The organism is Microbacterium sp. Marseille-Q6965 (assembly GCF_946151065.1).
Lineage (GTDB): Bacteria > Actinomycetota > Actinomycetes > Actinomycetales > Microbacteriaceae > Microbacterium.
Window position 1 is genome coordinate 535,618 of record NZ_CAMGZA010000001.1, and the last position, 16,327, is coordinate 551,944.

General features: G+C 72.8%; 16 protein-coding genes. 8 read left to right on the plus strand and 8 right to left on the minus strand.

Features of this window, described 5'->3' with window-relative positions; translation table 11 throughout:
• Positions 1-73: 73 nt before the first annotated feature.
• Positions 74-1,516 (plus strand): DEAD/DEAH box helicase, encoded by a 1,443-nt coding sequence (locus N8N77_RS02600; RefSeq protein WP_261164405.1) that lies wholly within the window; start codon positions 74-76, stop codon positions 1,514-1,516.
• A gap of 22 nt (positions 1,517-1,538) precedes the next feature.
• Positions 1,539-2,030 (plus strand): DUF2087 domain-containing protein, encoded by a 492-nt coding sequence (locus N8N77_RS02605; RefSeq protein WP_261164407.1) that lies wholly within the window; start codon positions 1,539-1,541, stop codon positions 2,028-2,030.
• A gap of 6 nt (positions 2,031-2,036) precedes the next feature.
• Here the strand turns inward: N8N77_RS02605 and N8N77_RS02610 are convergent, their stop codons facing one another.
• On the minus strand, positions 2,037-2,894 hold the full coding sequence (locus tag N8N77_RS02610; protein ID WP_261164409.1) for a PHP domain-containing protein: 858 nt from the start codon (positions 2,892-2,894) through the stop codon (positions 2,037-2,039).
• Between the two features lie 113 nt (positions 2,895-3,007).
• On the opposite strand from N8N77_RS02610, the gene N8N77_RS02615 reads away from it, so the two are divergent.
• Positions 3,008-4,033 carry an endonuclease/exonuclease/phosphatase family protein gene (locus N8N77_RS02615; RefSeq protein WP_261164411.1) on the plus strand — a complete coding sequence of 342 codons (1,026 nt, stop codon included), beginning with the start codon at positions 3,008-3,010 and terminating at the stop codon, positions 4,031-4,033.
• Between the two features lie 46 nt (positions 4,034-4,079).
• Positions 4,080-5,480, plus strand: a complete 1,401-nt coding sequence (locus tag N8N77_RS02620; RefSeq protein WP_261164412.1) for an aminopeptidase P family protein — start codon at positions 4,080-4,082, stop codon at positions 5,478-5,480.
• 36 nt (positions 5,481-5,516) lie between these two features.
• Here the strand turns inward: N8N77_RS02620 and N8N77_RS02625 are convergent, their stop codons facing one another.
• The 3 genes from N8N77_RS02625 to N8N77_RS02635 all read right to left on the minus strand — a co-directional run bounded on the left by N8N77_RS02625 (position 5,517) and on the right by N8N77_RS02635 (position 9,371).
• On the minus strand, positions 5,517-6,674 hold the full coding sequence (locus N8N77_RS02625; protein ID WP_261164414.1) for a cystathionine gamma-synthase: 1,158 nt from the start codon (positions 6,672-6,674) through the stop codon (positions 5,517-5,519).
• 13 nt (positions 6,675-6,687) lie between these two features.
• Complete coding sequence (locus N8N77_RS02630) at positions 6,688-7,722, minus strand: PLP-dependent cysteine synthase family protein (RefSeq protein ID WP_261164415.1); 1,035 nt, start codon at positions 7,720-7,722, stop codon at positions 6,688-6,690.
• A gap of 170 nt (positions 7,723-7,892) precedes the next feature.
• Entirely contained in the window at positions 7,893-9,371 is a 1,479-nt protein-coding gene (locus N8N77_RS02635; protein ID WP_261164417.1) for an alpha/beta family hydrolase, read from the minus strand.
• 128 nt (positions 9,372-9,499) lie between these two features.
• Here N8N77_RS02635 and N8N77_RS02640 point away from each other — a divergent pair, with 128 nt between their 5' ends.
• From N8N77_RS02640 to N8N77_RS02650, 3 genes are read left to right on the plus strand one after another with little or no spacing between them, the layout of a single operon-like run.
• Positions 9,500-10,801: a magnesium transporter MgtE N-terminal domain-containing protein gene (locus N8N77_RS02640; RefSeq protein WP_261164419.1), complete on the plus strand. Its 1,302-nt coding sequence runs from the start codon at positions 9,500-9,502 to the stop codon at positions 10,799-10,801.
• Complete coding sequence (locus N8N77_RS02645; protein ID WP_261164421.1) at positions 10,801-11,343, plus strand: DUF1003 domain-containing protein; 543 nt, start codon at positions 10,801-10,803, stop codon at positions 11,341-11,343. Before N8N77_RS02640 ends, N8N77_RS02645 begins: the two co-directional genes overlap by 1 nt.
• Entirely contained in the window at positions 11,340-12,485 is a 1,146-nt protein-coding gene (locus N8N77_RS02650) for an Mrp/NBP35 family ATP-binding protein (protein WP_261164423.1), read from the plus strand. The genes N8N77_RS02645 and N8N77_RS02650 overlap by 4 nt, the downstream gene beginning before the upstream one ends.
• 18 nt (positions 12,486-12,503) lie before the next feature.
• On the opposite strand, the gene N8N77_RS02655 is transcribed toward N8N77_RS02650, so the two are convergent.
• Entirely contained in the window at positions 12,504-12,917 is a 414-nt protein-coding gene (locus tag N8N77_RS02655) for a twin-arginine translocase TatA/TatE family subunit (protein ID WP_261164424.1), read from the minus strand.
• Between the two features lie 91 nt (positions 12,918-13,008).
• Between N8N77_RS02655 and N8N77_RS02660 the strand changes: the two genes are divergently transcribed.
• The gene (locus tag N8N77_RS02660; protein ID WP_261164426.1) at positions 13,009-13,644 is read left to right on the plus strand and encodes an O-methyltransferase; all 636 of its coding nucleotides are present in this window, start codon (positions 13,009-13,011) and stop codon (positions 13,642-13,644) included.
• 60 nt (positions 13,645-13,704) lie between these two features.
• Here N8N77_RS02660 and N8N77_RS02665 read toward each other — a convergent pair whose 3' ends face one another.
• The 3 genes from N8N77_RS02665 to dapE form a co-directional block, all read right to left on the minus strand.
• Complete coding sequence (locus N8N77_RS02665) at positions 13,705-13,878, minus strand: DUF3117 domain-containing protein (protein ID WP_261164427.1); 174 nt, start codon at positions 13,876-13,878, stop codon at positions 13,705-13,707.
• A gap of 95 nt (positions 13,879-13,973) precedes the next feature.
• Positions 13,974-15,212, minus strand: a complete 1,239-nt coding sequence (locus tag N8N77_RS02670; protein WP_261164429.1) for a hypothetical protein — start codon at positions 15,210-15,212, stop codon at positions 13,974-13,976.
• Positions 15,194-16,270 (minus strand): succinyl-diaminopimelate desuccinylase, encoded by a 1,077-nt coding sequence (gene dapE / locus N8N77_RS02675; RefSeq protein WP_261164430.1) that lies wholly within the window; start codon positions 16,268-16,270, stop codon positions 15,194-15,196. Before dapE ends, N8N77_RS02670 begins: the two co-directional genes overlap by 19 nt.
• Positions 16,271-16,327 lie beyond the last annotated feature (57 nt).

Consider the following 16,327-nt stretch of genomic DNA (forward strand, 5'->3'; position numbering starts at 1 on the left):
CGCGCCTGGGAATCGAGAAGGGCGTGGGCTCTTCGCACGGGCGGCGCGCGCCGCCGGACAGGCTTGATTCACAGTGACCGCATTCGCCGACCTCGGTGTCGACCAGGACATCATCGACGCACTCACCTCCAAGGGCATCGCCGACGCCTTCCCCATCCAGGAGCAGACGATCCCGCTGTCGCTGCCCGGCCAGGACGTCATCGGCCAGGCCAAGACGGGTACCGGCAAGACCTTCGGCTTCGGCATCCCCGTGGTGCAGCGGCTCGGCGCCGACCCCGAGCCCGGCGTGAAGGCCCTCATCGTCGTGCCCACCCGCGAGCTCGCGGTGCAGGTGTACGAGGACATGGACCTGCTCACCTCGAACCGATCCACCACCGTCGTCGCGATCTACGGCGGCAAGGCCTACGAGGGGCAGATCGACCAGCTCAAGGCCGGCGCACAGATCGTCGTCGGCACGCCGGGCCGTCTCATCGACCTCGCCAACCAGCGGCTGCTCGACCTCTCGCACGCGAGCGAGGTGGTGCTCGACGAGGCCGACAAGATGCTCGACCTCGGCTTCCTGCCCGACATCGAGAAGATCTTCTCGCGCCTTCCCGCCAAGCGGCACACGCAGCTGTTCAGCGCCACGATGCCGGGGCCGATCCTCACGCTCGCGCGGCGCTTCATGTCGAACCCGATCCACATCCGCGCGACCGACCCCGACGAGGGGCTGACGCAGGCCAACATCAAGCACATCGTCTACCGGGCGCACTCGCTCGACAAGGACGAGATCATCGGACGCATCCTGCAGGCCGAGGGCGTGGGCAAGGTCGTCATCTTCACGCGCACGAAGCGGGCCGCCCAGCGTCTCGTGGACGAGCTCAACGACCGTGGCTTCAACGCCGGCGGGGTGCACGGCGACATGGGCCAGGAGCAGCGCGAGCGCTCGATGGCGGCGTTCAAGGCCGGGAAGATCTCGGTGCTCGTCGCAACGGACGTCGCCGCCCGCGGCATCGACGTGGATGACATCACGCACGTGATCAACCACACCATCCCCGACGACGAGAAGACGTACCTGCACCGCGCCGGCCGCACGGGCCGCGCGGGGCGCACCGGCATCGCCGTGACGTTCGTGGACTGGGACGACCTGCACAAGTGGGCGCTCATCAACCGTGCGCTCGATTTCGGGCAGCCGGAGCCGACCGAGACGTACTCGTCGAGCCCGCACCTGTTCACCGACCTGAACATCCCCGAGGGCACGAAGGGTCGCATCGCGACGGCTCCGAAGGCCGAGCGGCGCCAGCCGTCCGGCGAGCGTGCGGGCGAGCGCGCGCCGCGTCGCCGTCGCCGCCGCACGGGCGGGTCGGAGGCGGGCGAGGGCACGCAGGCCGCCGCGCCCGGCGACGGCACGGAGCGTGCCGAGGGCGCGGGCACGCACGACGGCACGGGCAAGGAGCACCACGACGGGCGGCCCGCCGCGGCGCGTCGCCGCCGTCGTCGCCGCCGTTCCCCCGGCCAGGCCGCACAGGGCGCCTGATCCCGAGGCGCGCGGAGCGGGCGTGGAGAGCTGGCGGGCGATCGTCGCGGCGCTCGCGAACGACGCCGCCCGCGTGGCCTACGCCCGCATCGTCGCCGGCGACCCCGCTCGGGCCTTCGACGGGCTGAGCCCGTCGCGACGACGACACGTCGTCGACACCCTGCTCGGCGCAGGACTCATCGCCCGGGACGGCGACAGCTGGACCGCCGACGGTGAGCCGTTCCGTACCGCGCTGCGCGACGCGCCGGCGCCGGCCCGCGCGACGGGGCCCGAGCGCTTCCTCGACGCGCACGGCCGGATCACGCAGTACCCCGCGAACAAGACGACCCGCGGGGAGCTGCTCGCCCTCGTCGCCGAGCGAGCGCTGCGTCCCGACGAGGTTCTGACGGAGCGCGAGCTCAACGCGCGCCTGGGGGCCTTCACCGACGACGTCGCCGTGCTGCGGCGCTACCTCGTCGATTACGAGCTGTTGGAGCGCACGCCCAGCGGCTCGGAGTACGCCCGCACGCGCTGACGCGTCTCACGGGGAGACGGGCTCGGTTCCCGTCGCGGCGGCGATGATCCGCTCCACCATCTCCGCCGAGGTGGTGTTCTCCCCGATCCGGTTCGGCTTGCCCGATCCGTGATAGTCGCTCGATCCCGTCACGATGAGGCCGTGTGCGTCGGCGAGCTCGCGCAGCGTGGCGCGCCCGGGCGCGGTGTTCTCGCGGTGATCGATCTCCAGCCCGCCCAGCCCGGCCTCGACGAGCTCCTCCAGCACCGGGATCGGCAGCATGCCGCGCCCGGCCGGGTGCGCGATCACCGAGACTCCCCCGGCGCGCGCGATCGCCCGCACCACGTCCCGCGGCGACGGCGCGTAGTGCGCCACGTAGTACGGGCTGGCCGGATGAAGCATCTCGGCGAAGGCCTCCTCGCGGCTGAGGACGATGCCCTTCGCGACGAGCGCGTCGGCGATGTGCGGGCGCCCCACCGTCGCGTCGCCCGTCCGCTGCGCGAGCACGTCCTCCCACGCGATGTCGTAGTCGCGGGCCAGGTTGCCGACCAGTCGCTCGGCGCGGCCGATCCGGTCCTCGCGCACGCGCTGCATCATGGCCGCCAACTGCGGCTCGGCGGGATCGAAAAGATACGCCAGCACGTGCACGCTGCGACCGCGGTGCTTCGCCGACACCTCCGCACCGGGCAGCAGCGTCATGCCGAGCGAGGCGGCGGCGTCGGCCGCCTCGTCCCAGCCGATGGTCGTGTCGTGGTCGGTGAGGGCGATCGTGCGCATGCCGGCCGCGTGCGCCGCGACGCAGACGGCGGCGGGTGGCTCTGTGCCGTCGGAGCAGGCCGAGTGCAGGTGCAGGTCCGCGGGGCCGGCCGCTCGTTCTTCGCGCATTCCCCCGATGGTAATGCGCGCGCGTGCGCGGGCCGGGGGCGGGAGGGCTGACACGAGACGGCACACGGTCGACATCCGCCTTTTGCCCAGGTGTCGACCGTAGGCTCCCTGTCGTGCGTCTGCTCGGGTTCCTCATCACGGTGCTGTTCGCATGCGCCACCGCGGTGCTCTCGTTCCCACAGTTCTTCCGCGTGGAACACGCCTTCCCCATCGCGCAGATCATCGCCGTCCGCGGCGTGCTCGTCGTGTGCTTCGCGGGCGTCGCGCTGTTCTTCCTGCTGCTGGCCGCTTCCCGGGCCATGCGCGGCTTCGCGCTGTCGATGGCGATGGTTGCGGCGATCGGCGCGATCGTCGGTGGCGTCACGCTCGGCATGCGCGGCTACGGCGACGACTCGCTGCCCGCCGCCACCGAGACGAGCGTGCGCGTCATGACGTGGAACACCGCCGGCGACGCGACGGGCGCCTACCGGGTGGCACAGACGGCGATCGCCATGGACGCCGACATCATCGCCCTCCCCGAGACGGCACAGTCCGTGGGCGAACAGGTGGCGATCGAGATGCGCGAACTCGGCCGGCCGATGTGGGTGCACCACGTGGCGTACAACGACCAGGAGGTGCCGACCCCGCAGGCGTGGGAGACGACGATCCTCATCTCCCCCGAGCTGGGCGACTACTCCGTGATCGAGTCCTCGAGCGACGGGTCGAGCAACACCGCCGTGCTGCCCAGTGCCGTGGCGATGCCCGTCGACGGCACGGGGCCGATCGTCGTGGCCGTGCACGCCGTGGCGCCCCGCGCGGAGTACATGGACGCGTGGCGCGACGACCTGCGGTGGATCGCGGATCAGTGCGCCGAGGGCAACGTGATCATCGCCGGCGACTTCAACGCGACGATCGACCACATGCAGCGCTTCGGCATGGAGGGGCACGATCTGGGCTACTGCTCCGACGCGGCGGCCGAGACGGGCAACGGTGCCGTCGGCACCTGGCCCACGAGCATCCCCTCGCTGCTGGGCACGCCGATCGACCACGTGCTGCACTCCGACGCGTGGCGGCCCACGGGCTCGCTCGTCTTGACGAACCTCGATGAGGCCGGCAGCGACCACCGCCCGCTCGTGGTGCAGCTCGAGCCGACGGGCTGATACGCGCACCGCACGCCGCAGCGCCCCGGGTGAGACACTGGAAGGCATGAGCGACACGACGACCGCGGAAGAGCAGCAGGCGCAGGCGATCTCGAACCGCAAGCAGCCGTTCCCGCAGGGGTTCCTCGACACGATCGGCGAGGGCTGGGCGGACCGGACCGCGCCCGCCGCCGGTGAGCGCGAGCAGGCGACCTACGCCGCCACCCGGCGCGCCGCCGTGTCGGCGGCCTTCTCCGGTCAACGACTGGTGGTGCCGGCCGGATCGCTCAAGCAGCGCAGCAACGACACCGACTATCCGTTCCGCGCACATTCCGCCTTCTCCCACCTCACCGGCTGGGGCAGCGACGCGGAGCCCGACTCGGTGCTCGTGTTCGAGCCGACCGACGACGGCCACGACGTCACGCTCTACTTCCGCGAGCGCGCCGACCGCGCGACGGCCGAGTTCTACTCGGACGCCTCCATCGGCGAGTTCTGGATCGGGCCGCGCCCGTCGCTCGACGCCGTCGCCGCCGACCTGGGCATCGCCACGGCGCATGTCGACGCGTTCGAGGCCCGCGAGGGCGACCTCGTCGTGGACGACGACCCCGAGCTCACCCGATTCGTCTCCGAGCTGCGGCTCGTCAAGGACGCCTACGAGGTGGCGCAGCTGCGCCTGGCCGTGGACGTGACGGCGCGCGGCTTCGACGACATCATCCGAGAGCTGCCCCGCGTGATCGAGCACCCGCGCGGGGAGCGGATCATCGAGGGCGTGTTCCACCAGCGGGCCCGCAGCGACGGCAACTGGGAGGGCTACGACACGATCGCCGCCGCCGGGCCGCACGCCTGCTACCTGCACTGGACGCGCAACGACGGGCGCGTCGTGCCCGGAGACCTCGTCCTCATCGACGCCGGCGTGGAGGTCGACAGCCTCTACACCGCCGACATCACGCGCACGCTGCCGGTGAACGGCACCTTCAGCCCCGTGCAGCGCCGCGTGTACGAGGCCGTGCGCGAGGCAGCCGACGCGGCATTCGCCGCGGCACGGCCCGGCGTGCCGTTCCGCACCGTGCACGAGGCGGCCATGGAGGTCATCGCGGCTCGCACGGCGGAGTGGGGGCTCCTGCCCGTCACGGCGCAGGAGGCCCTCGACGCCGACCGTGGCGGCCAGCACCGCCGTTACATGGTTCATGGGACGAGCCACCATCTCGGCATCGACGTGCACGACTGCGCCGCCGCTCGCCGCGAGATGTACTACGACGGCATCCTCGAGCCGGGGATGGTCTTCACGATCGAGCCGGGCCTCTACTTCCAGATCGACGACCTGACCGTCCCGGAGGAGTACCGGGGCATCGGCGTGCGCATCGAGGACGACATCCTCATGACCGCCGACGGCCCGGTGAACCTCTCCGCCGCCATCCCGCGGACGGCCGACGAGGTCGAAGCCTGGATCGCGCGTCTGTCCCACTGACCGCGCGGCGCTGAGGCCGTCGGCGACGGTCGGGCCTCAGCGCAGCGCGTCGTCCAGGTCCTGCAACAGGTCGTCGACGTCCTCGATGCCGACCGAGAGGCGCACGACCTCCGGGGGCACCGCGAGCGCCGTGCCGCGGACGGAGGCGTGCGTCATCGCGTCCGGGTAGTTCACGAGCGACTCCACGCCACCGAGCGACTCGGCGAGCTGGAAGAGGCGGGTGCCCTCGGCGAAGCGCCGGGCGGCGGCCGCATCCTCCAGCGCGAGGGACACCATGCCACCGAAACCCGACATCTGGCGTGCGGCGATCTCGTGCCCCGGGTGCGTCGGCAGGCCCGGGTAGAAGACGCGCGCGACGCGGTCGTGTTCGTGCAGGAAATCGGCGATCCGCCGCGCGTTGGCGCTGTGCCGCTCCATCCGCAGACCCAACGTCTTGATTCCTCGTGTGGTGAGCCAGGCGTCGAGGGGCCCGGAGACAGCACCCGCTCCGAACTGCAGGAAGCCGACCCGTTCCGCGAGCGCGTCGTCGTCGAGTACCACGGCCCCGCCGACGACGTCGGAGTGCCCCCCGAGGTACTTGGTCGTCGAGTGCACGACCACGTCGGCCCCGAGCGTGAGCGGGCGCTGCAGGGCGGGCGAGGCGAAGGTGTTGTCGACGACCACCGTCGCGCCGTGTTCGTGGGCGAGCCCGGCCAATGCCGCGATGTCGACGATCCTCAGCAGCGGGTTGCTCGGAGTCTCGAGCCACACCACGCGCGGGCCCTCGCGCCGCAGCGCCTCCGCGACCGCCTCGGCGTCGCCGAGGTCCGCGACCGTCACGCGGACACCCCACGGGCCGAGGATGCGGGTGAGCAGCCGATAAGTGCCGCCATACACATCGTCGCCCAACAGCACCGCGTCGCCCGGCTGCAGCAGGGCGCGCAGCAGCGCGTCCTCGGCCGCGAGCCCCGACGCGAACGACAGGCCGTGCCGCCCGCCCTCGAGTGCGGCGAGCTGCCGCTGCAGGGCCGTACGCGTGGGGTTGCCGCTGCGGCCGTACTCGTACCCGTCGCGCAGGCCGCCGATCCCGTCCTGCACGTAGGTGGACGAGAGATGGACGGGCGGAATCACGGCGCCCGTCATCGCATCGGCGTGCTGTCCGGCGTGCACCGCCTCGGTGTCGAATCGGGGGCGGTGGGCGGAAGCGTCGTTCATGATGGTCTCCTCGTCAGGCTCGGGGGTCGCCGGCGCCGGGTCGCAGCCGGCGGGCGGGCGTTCGGCGGGCGGGCATGGTGGGGGTGAAGACGGGCGCGGCGGTCCCAGGGTGCGCGCCGCCGGCTTCATCGAACACGGTGCCGAGGTACCCGCGCCCGTGATCGGGCAGCAGCACCACGACGAGGGCATCGGCGGGAAGGTCTCGGGCCACCCGCAGCGCGGCCACGACGGCGAGCCCGCTGGAGCCCCCGACCAGCAGCCCCTCCTCCCGGGCGAGCCGACGCGCCATGGCGAACGACTCGGCATCGCAGACACGCTCGTAGGCGTCGACGACCCGCGGATCGAACGTGCCCGGCCAGAAGTCCTCCCCCACGCCCTCGACGGCGTAACGGTGCACGGGGCCGCCGGAGTAGATCGACCCCTCGGGATCCGCCCCGACGATGCGCACGCGGCCCGCGGACGCCTCGCGCAGGTACCGCCCGGTGCCCGTGATCGTGCCCCCGGTCCCGACTCCGGCGACGAAGTGCGTCACGGCGCCGTCGGTGTCGCGCCAGATCTCGGGGCCGGTGGTCTCGTAGTGGCTGCGGGGGCCGTGCGGGTTGTCGTACTGATTCGGCTTGTACGCGCCAGGGGTCTCGGCCACGATGCGGTCCGAGACGCTGTAGTACGAGCGGGGGTCGTCGGGCGACACGTCGGTGGGCGTCACGACCACCTCCGCCCCATACGCCCGGAGCACCGCGCGCTTGTCCGGCGAGACCTTGTCGGGCACGACGAAGATCGTGCGGTAGCCGCGCTGTTGCGCGACGAGAGCCAGGCCGACTCCCGTGTTGCCGCTGGTGGGCTCGACGATGGTGCCTCCGGGCCGGAGACGTCCGTCGCGTTCGGCCGCGTCGATGATGCGGGTGGCGATGCGGTCCTTCGCCGAGCCGCCCGGATTGAAGTACTCGACCTTGGCGAGGACCGTGGCGGCGATCCCCTCGGTCACGCGATTGAGCCGCACGAGCGGGGTGTTGCCGACGAGGTCGGCGATGGTGCGCGCGTAGCGCATGGGTGATTCCTCTCGGAGCCGCGCCGCGGCGCGGATGCTGTCGATGGCTGCCGGAAGAGCGCGCGAGCGCGCTCAGCGACAACAGCGACAGGTGAGGATCACGTCGTCAGCCTGCCGCACTCCCCCCGCGATGCGGCGGCATGTGACGAAAGATTGCGGCGGCCTCGGGTCTACGCGGTGAGAACGAAGTCCGCCACGAGAGGCGCGAGGCCGCGCCCGATCTCGTCGGCGGGCCGGCGAGCGCCCTTCACCTCGAAGGAGTGGCCCGCGCCCGCGACCCACGCGATCCGCGCGTCGCGGCACGCGGCAACCGCCTCCTCGAGCTGCGCGTGCGGGTCGACGAACGGATCGTTCTCACCCTCGACGAACAACTGCGGAGGGACGACACGGGGCAGGTGCTCGGTGCGGGGCTTGTCGGGGCGGCCGGGCGGGTGCAGCGGGTAGCCCAGGTACACCAGACCCTCCACGTCCGCATCGCCCTCCGCGGCGACCATCGACGCCATCCGTCCCCCGTACGACTTGCCACACGCCCACACGCGCTCCGCCCGTGAGCGTGCCTCGGCGAGGGCGGCGCGCCACGCGAGGATCGCGTGGGCGGCCGGTCCCGGCATGCGCCGGCCGGCGGCGACGTAGGGGAACTCGAACCGCAGCGTGCGCACGCCGAGGTCGTTCAGCCCCGCGGCGAACCCCCGCAGGAAGGGGTGATCCATCCCGGAGCCCGCGCCGTGCGCGATCACGACCGTCTGCGCCGCGTCACGGGGTCCGCTCCACGCGGCGCCGATCTCGACCCGGCCGGCCGGCAGCGCCACCGGAACGCGGATGCGCTCCTCGTCGGTCACGCGCGACCGGTCGGCTCGTCGCCCTCCCGGCGCTCGCCGTCGGCCGCGCCGTCTGCCTGGCCCTCGTCCTCGGGCCGCTGCGCGGGGCTCGCGGCCGCCGGCACCTCCGCGTCCGCGGCCGCGGCGGCCGGCGCGGGGTCGGCGGCCGGGGCTGCGGGGCGGGGCGCGGCAAGCGCCTCGGCCTGCGGAGCGGGCGGCACCGGCGGCGCCTGGGGCGGCAGCGGAGGCGTGTGGGTGCGCGACCGGCCGGTCGTCGATTCGGATGCCGTAGCGCGGCGGCTCCTGGGACGACGGCCCGCACGCGGGTGCCGCGGGCGCCGCGGCCTGGGGGCCGGCGGGACGGTCGCCGCCGCCCAGCACTCGCCGCGCGCTCGAGACGTGCGAACCCGACACGGCGATCTCGTAGTGGTCGGCGATCGGGGCGGTGATGCTCGTGTAGTCGCGCCGGCGACGCGTCAGCGAGTAGGTCAGGATCTGCATGAGCATGCCGATCGCCACGCCCACCAGCAGACAGCCCAGGAGCACCTGGATCGAGAGGGTGGGCGAGAGCAGCGTGAAGATGGCCCCGAACATCAGGCCGAGGAAGGCGCCGTTGAGGGCGCCGGACCACGCCGCGCGGGCGTAGCCCATGCGGCCCGTCACCATCTCGACGGCCTTGAGCCCCGCCCACACGATGCTGATCTCACGGGCGGGGATCTCCGCCTCGATGAGCCGCGACACCGCCTTCTGAGCGCTCTCGTAGTCCCCGTAGCGCGCCACCGTCTCGCCGACGTTCTGCGGGGTCCGACCGGTCCCACCCATCATGCTCATGCCACGATCATCCCACGCGGGCGCAGCCGGCACCTTTGCGTCGCCTATGGATCCACTGTGCTGTGGGCGTCGTCGGCGACCCCGCCCGGCGCCGGCCCGGGCACAGTCCCGCGGTCTACGCTGGATGCGTGAGTACGCAGAGGGTGTTCGTGGCGCGCCTGGCCGGGTGCCCGGTCTTCGATCCCTCCGGCGACCGTCTCGGTCGCGTCCGCGACGTCGTCGTCGTGTACCGAAGTTCCGGCTCCCCGCGCGTGATCGGGCTCGTCTGCGAGATCCCGGGGCGTCGCCAGGTGTTCCTGTCCATCGGCCGGATCACCTCGATCGCGACGGGCCAGGTGATCACCACCGGCCTCATCAATGTGCGCCGCTTCCAGCCCCGCGCGGGCGAGGTCCGCGTCATGGCGGAGATGATCGGGCGCCGCGTCGAGTTCGTCGACGGCACCGGCACCGCCGTCATCGAGGACGTCGCCATCGAGCCCAACCGGCTCGGCGAGTGGTCGGTGGGTCAGCTGTTCCTGCGCAAGCCGAAGACGAGCGCCTCACCCTTCGCGAAGGGCCCCACCACGTCGGCCACCTGGGCCGAGGTGCGGGAGCAGCGCCGCCCCGGCGAGGCGCAGTCCGCCGAGCAGCTCGCCCAGAGCCTGGCCGACCTCAAGCCGGCCGATCTCGCGAACACCCTGTTGGACCTTCCCGAGGCCCGCCTCATCGAGGTCGCCGAGGAGCTCTCCGACGAGCGCCTCGCCGATGCTCTCGAGGAGATGCCGGAGGAGGATCAGGTGCGCATCCTCGAGCGGCTCGGCGACGAGCGCGCGGCGAACATCCTCGACTCGATGGATCCGGACGACGCGGCCGACGTGCTCGCCGAGCTGCCCCAGCAGCGCCTCGAGGAGCTGCTGGGGCTGATGGAGCCCGACGAGGCCGAGGACGTGCGCATGCTGCTGCGCTACGGACCCGACACCGCCGGCGGATTGATGACGAGCGAGCCGATCATCCTGCCCGCCGACGCGACGATCGCCGAGGCACTCGCCCTCATCCGTCGCCACGAGCTGCACCCCGCGCTGGCGGCGAGCGTGTTCGTGACGCTTCCCCCGTACGAGACGCCCACGGGCCGCTTCCTCGGCGCCGTGCACTTCCAGCGCATGCTGCGCTACCCCCCGCATGAGCGCATCGGCGCGATCCTCGACGACACGCTCGAGCCGCTGCTCGTCACGGCTCCCGGTGCCGAGGCGGCGCGGCGGCTGGCGAGCTACGACCTCGTCTCGATGCCCGTGGTGGACGCGGCGCACCGCCTCGTCGGGGCCGTGACCGTCGACGACGTGCTCGACTATCTGCTGCCCGACGACTGGCGGTCGCAGGACGCCAACGATGAGCGCATCACGGCGCCGCCCGAGACCGGCACGATCTCGCTGCCGCCGGGAGGTGCGCGCTGATGGCCCGCGCTCACGACCTCGAGGCACCGCGGGGACGCACGCCGCGCTTCGTCGAGAGCCAGCCGCGCCAGAGCGACCGGTTCGGCCAGGCGACCGAGCTCATCGCCCGGGCGATGGGCACCCCCTGGTTCCTGCTCGCGCTGACGCTGTTCTGCGCCCTGTGGATGGGCTGGAACACGCTCGCGCCGGTGGCCTGGCGCTTCGACTCCGCAGCGCTCGGCTTCACGGCGCTCACCCTGATGCTCTCGCTGCAGGCGTCGTACGCGGCCCCGCTGATCCTGCTCGCCCAGAACCGGCAGGATGACCGCGACCGCGTCTCGATGGAGCAGGACCGCCAGCGCGCCGAGCGCAACCTCGCCGACACCGAGTACATGGCGCGCGAGATCGTGGCCCTGCGCATGACGATCGACGAGCTCCGCGAGCAGCAGGTCACCCGCGAGGCGCTGCGCGACGAGCTGCGCGCCCTGCTGACCGAGCTCGGCGACACCGGCGAGGGCGGCGACGAGCGTCAGGACGAGGGGTCCCGGAGGGAGCGGGCGTGACCGATCTCGCCGAGCGGGTGCGCGCGGCGGTCGGCCGCGTCGCGGACCCCGAGCTGCGGCGCCCGCTGTCGGAGCTCGACATGGTGCGCGGCGTGACGGCCGAGGGCGGCGACGTGCGGGTGCAGATCGCGCTCACCATCGTCGGCTGCCCCGCCGCGGACCGGATCGAGTCCGACGTGCGCCGGGCGGCCGAGAGCGTGCCCGGCGTGGACGCGGTCGCCCTCGAGATCGGGGTCATGACCCCGGCCGAGCGGCAGGCCCTCACGGAGCGACTGCGTGGCGGCGCCGCGCGCGTCATGCCGTTCGGGCCGGATTCGCTGACGCGCGTCGTGGCCGTCACGAGCGGCAAGGGCGGCGTCGGGAAGTCGACGGTCACGGCGAATCTCGCGGTGGCCCTCGCCCAGCGGGGCCTGAAGGTCGGGCTGGTCGACGCCGACGTGCACGGCTTCTCGATCCCGGCGCTGCTCGGCCTGGCGCGCGGCGGTGAGATCGCCCAGCCCACGCAGCTGGACGACCTCATGCTGCCGCCCGTCGCGCACGGGGGGAAGGCCATCTCGATCGGCATGTTCCTCCAGCGGGGGCAGGGCGGGCGGCTCGGGGCCGTGGCCTGGCGGGGACCGATGCTGCATCGCACCGTCCAGCAGTTCCTCACCGACGTCTATTTCGGCGACCTCGACGTGCTGCTGCTCGACATGCCCCCCGGGACGGGCGACGTCGCGATCTCCGTGGGGCAGCTGCTGCCGCACGCCGAGGTGCTCGTGGTCACCACCCCGCAGGCCGCCGCCTCCGACGTGGCCGCGCGCAGTGGGCTGGTGGCGCGTCAGACGGGGCAGCGCGTCATCGGGGTCGTCGAGAACATGACGGCCATGACGCTGCCGGACGGCACGACGCTCGACCTGTTCGGGTCGGGCGGCGGTGCCGAGGTCGCACGCACGCTGTCCGAGGGCCAGGACATCGAGGTGCCCGTGCTGGCCGCGATCCCGCTCAGCCCCGCGCTGCGAATCGCCGCCGACGCGGGCGAACCCGTCGTGGTCGCGGCACCCTCCGATCCCGCCGCCTCCGCCATCGCCGGCCTCGCGGCCGCGATCGCCTCTCAGCCGCGCGGCCTCACGGGACGCCGTCTGCCCGTCGCACCGTCCTGACCGGCGGCGCGGAGAACCTCAGGTGGCCTCGGGGTCGTACGGCGGCGGCTCGGCCGCGCTGAAGTGGCGGCGCACCGCGGGCTTGGCGGGGGCGATCGCGGCGCCCGGTCGCCCGGCGCCCGTGCGCTGCGCCGCGGCCCCCGCGCTGCGCGGCGCGGCGGTCGCGGCGACCGCCGGCTCCTCCAGCAGCGCCTCGCGGATGATGCGGCGCGGGTCGTACTGCCGGGGGTCGAGCTTGCGCCAGTCGACGTCCTCGAAGTCCTCGCCCATCTCGCGCTTCACGCGGTCCTGAGCGCCCTGCAGCCAGTCGCGGGCCCGCCGCACGAACTGGCCGAGCAGCTCGGCGTAGTGCGGCAGCCGTTCCGGACCGATCAGGAGCGCGGCCACGACGCCGATCAGGATGATCTTCTCGAAGGACAGGCCGAACTCCACGGGCTTCATGGTACCCGCGGCGGGTGTGCTTCTCCCCGCCCCACGGCGGCGCCGACCGCGGTTCGTGTCGCGGCGCCGTAGGCTTCTGACCATGAGCGAGCACGATGCGATCGCCCGATTCGTCCGAGAGAGCGTGGTCGAGCCGGAGCACATCTCCCGCGCGCGGCAGCACGCCCGCGAGCTGGGCGCGGCGCCCGTGAGCGCCGCGGTGGGCGCGCAGCTGGCCTTCCTCGCGGCCGCGACGGGCGCGCGCACGATCATCGAGGTCGGCACCGGCGCCGGCGTCTCGGGCCTGTGGCTGCTGCACGGCGCCCCGGAGGCGACGCTCACGACCATCGACAGCGAGCCGGAGCACCTCGCCGCCGCGCGCGAGGCGTTCCAGTCGGCGCGCGTGCCGTCGACGCGTGTGCGCTGGATCACCGGGCGCGCCGCGGAGGTGCTGCCGAGAATGAACGAGGCGGCATACGACCTCGTGCTCGTCGACGCCGACCCGGAGCGCGTCATCGACTACGTGGGGCACGGGCTCCGCCTCGCGCGCCCCGGCGGCACGGTGCTCGTGCCGCGCGTGCTCGCGGGGGGCCGCGTCGCCGATCCCGTGCAGCGCGACGACCTCACGACCGCCTACCGCACGCTCCTGCGCGAAACGCAGGAGTCCCCTGCCGTCGTCGCGTCGCTGGCCCCCATCGGCGAGGGGCTGCTGCAGCTCACGACGGTCGCGGCCGCCTGAGCCCCGCCGGAACGCGAGAAGGCCCCGAGCGCATGCTCGGGGCCTTCTCGGATGAAGCGGTCAGGCAGCGTTCACGACCTCGCCGAGGACGCCGTAGAGCTCCTTCGCCTCGTCGTCGTTGACCGAGACGACCAGGCGGCCGCCGCCTTCCAGTGGCACGCGAACGATGATGAGGCGCCCCTCCTTCACGGCCTCCATCGGTCCGTCACCGGTTCTGGGCTTCATGGCTGCCATGGCGGGCTCCCTTTCCTAGGTGTCTGCTTCCCTAGTTTATCGGTCGGCCACGCCTGGTCCATTCCCGAACGGTTAAGACCTGGTGCCGGCGCGGTTCACGGGATCTGCCAGTAGGCGCTTCCCTGCCCGTACATATTCCAGATCCACCACCACTGGGCGAGCAGTCCGAGCGCGAGCACGGCGATCCGGATGCCACGCACCCGCACCGCCGCGAATGCGCCCCACAGCGGAGACAGGGGCGCGAGCAGGCGGAAGACGCTCGACTGCGGGAAGAACACGAGGAAGAGATACACGAGGTAGCTCGCGGCCCACAGCCGCAGCTCGGGTCCCACGCGGCGCACGGCGCGCGGCAGCACGAGCAGTGCGGCGGCGGTGACGATGAGCGCGACCACGGCGACCGGAGCGAGCCAGGCGGGCAGTCCCCACACGCGGAACCACACGTCGGCGCCCTGGAACCACCCCTCCACCGGAAGGAAGTGCTCGGTGCCCACCCACGAGCGCCGCCAGGCCAGCTCGGTGTCGAGGTAGGCGCCGGGCTCACCGGTGACGACGGCCGCGATCACCTGCCATGCGAAGCCGACGGCGGTCGAGAGGGCGCCGAGCGCCACGATGTGAAGGACCTCGGCCGTCCGCAGCGGGTCGGTGCGGCGCGTGACCCACCGGTGGATGCTGTACAGCCCGAGCAGGAGCGCGAAGGCGAGGATGCCCGGACGCGTGAAGCCCATCACCGGGACGAGGAGATAGAGCCACCACCAGCGGCGCCGGACGACGCACGTCAGCGCGAGGAACAGCAGCAGGAGGAAAAGCGACTCGGCGTAGCCCGCGTGGAACAGTCCGGCGAGCGGTCCGGATGCGAACAGCGCGACCGCCCACATGGCCTCGCCCTCGCCCTGCCGCGCCCGCAGGAGACGGAACAGCGCCAGGCAGGCGAGGTAGCCCGCAACGAACGAGACGAGGAAGCCGCCCGCGCCCCAGGGGACGCCCAGGACCGTGGCGACCGCCTGCGCCAGGTATGCGTACACCGGCATGAAGGCCCACGCGTTCTCGGTCACCTGCCCCTCGGCCGTGCGCGGCAACTCGGCCGGGTAACCCTCGTAGGCCACCGTCCAGTACCACTGCGCGTCCCACGCGAGCGCGAAGTCCGCGAGCGGGTTCGCGGAGGGAAGCTGGGTGCGGGCCGAGGCGAGCGCCCCCGCCAGGAGGATGAATCCGACCGTGACGAGCCGCGCCAACGCGTACACCACCGCGATGCGAAGCGCGGCGGGCAGGCCGCGCCAGGCGGCCCCTACGCCGTCCTCGCGCCGTCGGCGAGGCGTCAGGACCCGCTCAGCCACGCTCGCAGGCCCCGCTCCACCCGCTCGATCTGTGCGACGGGCACGCGCTCCTGATCGTGATGCGCCAGCGACGGGTCGCCGGGGCCGTAGTTGACGGCCGGCACGCCGAGGGCCGAGAAGCGGGCCACGTCGGTCCAGCCGTACTTCGGCCGCGCGGTACCACCGACCGCGCGCAGGAAGTCCTGCGCGAGCGGCGCGTCGAGTCCGGGGCGGGCGGCGGACGCGCTGTCGGTGATATCCACGTCGTAGCCCTCGAACACCTTCCGCACGTGTGCGGACGCCTGCTCGACCGACCGGCTCGGGGCGAAGCGGAAGTTCACCTCGACCTCGCAGAGATCCGGGATCACGTTGCCGGCCACACCGCCCTCGATGCGTACGGCGCTGAGGCCCTCGCGATACGCGAGGCCGTCGACGTCGATCGTCTTCGGGTGGTACTCCGCCAGACGCATGAGCAGCGGCGCCGCGGCGTGGAGGGCGTTCTCTCCCATCCACCAGCGCGCGCTGTGGGCGCGCACGCCGTGCGTGCGCACGACGGCGCGCAGCGTGCCGTTGCAGCCGCCCTCCACCTCGCCCGCTGTCGGCTCGCCCAGCACGGCGAAGTCGGCGGCGAGGAGGTCGGGCCGCTCGCGCTCGATGCGGCCGAGGCCGTTCCGCGACGCCTCGACCTCCTCGTGGTCGTACCAGATCCACGTGATGTCGACGGCGGGATCGGTCAGCTCGGCGGCGAGCTTGAGCTGCACCGCGACCCCCGCCTTCATGTCGACGGTGCCGCGGCCCCAGATGACGGCCTCGCCCTCCTCCTCGACCTCGCGCGTGGGCAGGTTGCCGTTGATCGGCACGGTGTCGATGTGCCCCGCGATGGCCACACGCTGTGCCCGGCCGAGGTCGGTGCGCGCCACGATCGTGTCGCCGAAGCGCAGGACCTGGAGGTGGGGCAGGGCCGAAACCGCGTCGTGGATCGCGTCGGCGAGCGTCGTCTCGTCGTCCGAGACACTCGGGATGTCGCAGATCGCGCGGGTGAGGTCGGCGGAGGAGGCGGTCAGGTCGAGCGTCGGCATGCCCCCAGCCTAGGCGCGCTCGGCGAGTCGCCACGCGCGCATCCCTAGGATTGAACC

Excerpts from the sequence above, each read along its gene's own strand:
- N8N77_RS02610 (WP_261164409.1), bottom strand. The coding sequence starts at position 2,894 with ATGCGCGAAGAACGAGCGGCCGGCCCCGCGGACCTGCACCTGCACTCG.
- N8N77_RS02620 (WP_261164412.1), top strand. The coding sequence starts at position 4,080 with ATGAGCGACACGACGACCGCGGAAGAGCAGCAGGCGCAGGCGATCTCG.
- N8N77_RS02625 (WP_261164414.1), bottom strand. The coding sequence starts at position 6,674 with ATGAACGACGCTTCCGCCCACCGCCCCCGATTCGACACCGAGGCGGTG.
- N8N77_RS02630 (WP_261164415.1), bottom strand. The coding sequence starts at position 7,722 with ATGCGCTACGCGCGCACCATCGCCGACCTCGTCGGCAACACCCCGCTC.
- N8N77_RS02635 (WP_261164417.1), bottom strand. The coding sequence starts at position 9,371 with ATGAGCATGATGGGTGGGACCGGTCGGACCCCGCAGAACGTCGGCGAG.
- N8N77_RS02645 (WP_261164421.1), top strand. The coding sequence starts at position 10,801 with ATGGCCCGCGCTCACGACCTCGAGGCACCGCGGGGACGCACGCCGCGC.
- N8N77_RS02660 (WP_261164426.1), top strand. The coding sequence starts at position 13,009 with ATGAGCGAGCACGATGCGATCGCCCGATTCGTCCGAGAGAGCGTGGTC.
- N8N77_RS02665 (WP_261164427.1), bottom strand. The coding sequence starts at position 13,878 with ATGGCAGCCATGAAGCCCAGAACCGGTGACGGACCGATGGAGGCCGTG.
- dapE (WP_261164430.1), bottom strand. The coding sequence starts at position 16,270 with ATGCCGACGCTCGACCTGACCGCCTCCTCCGCCGACCTCACCCGCGCG.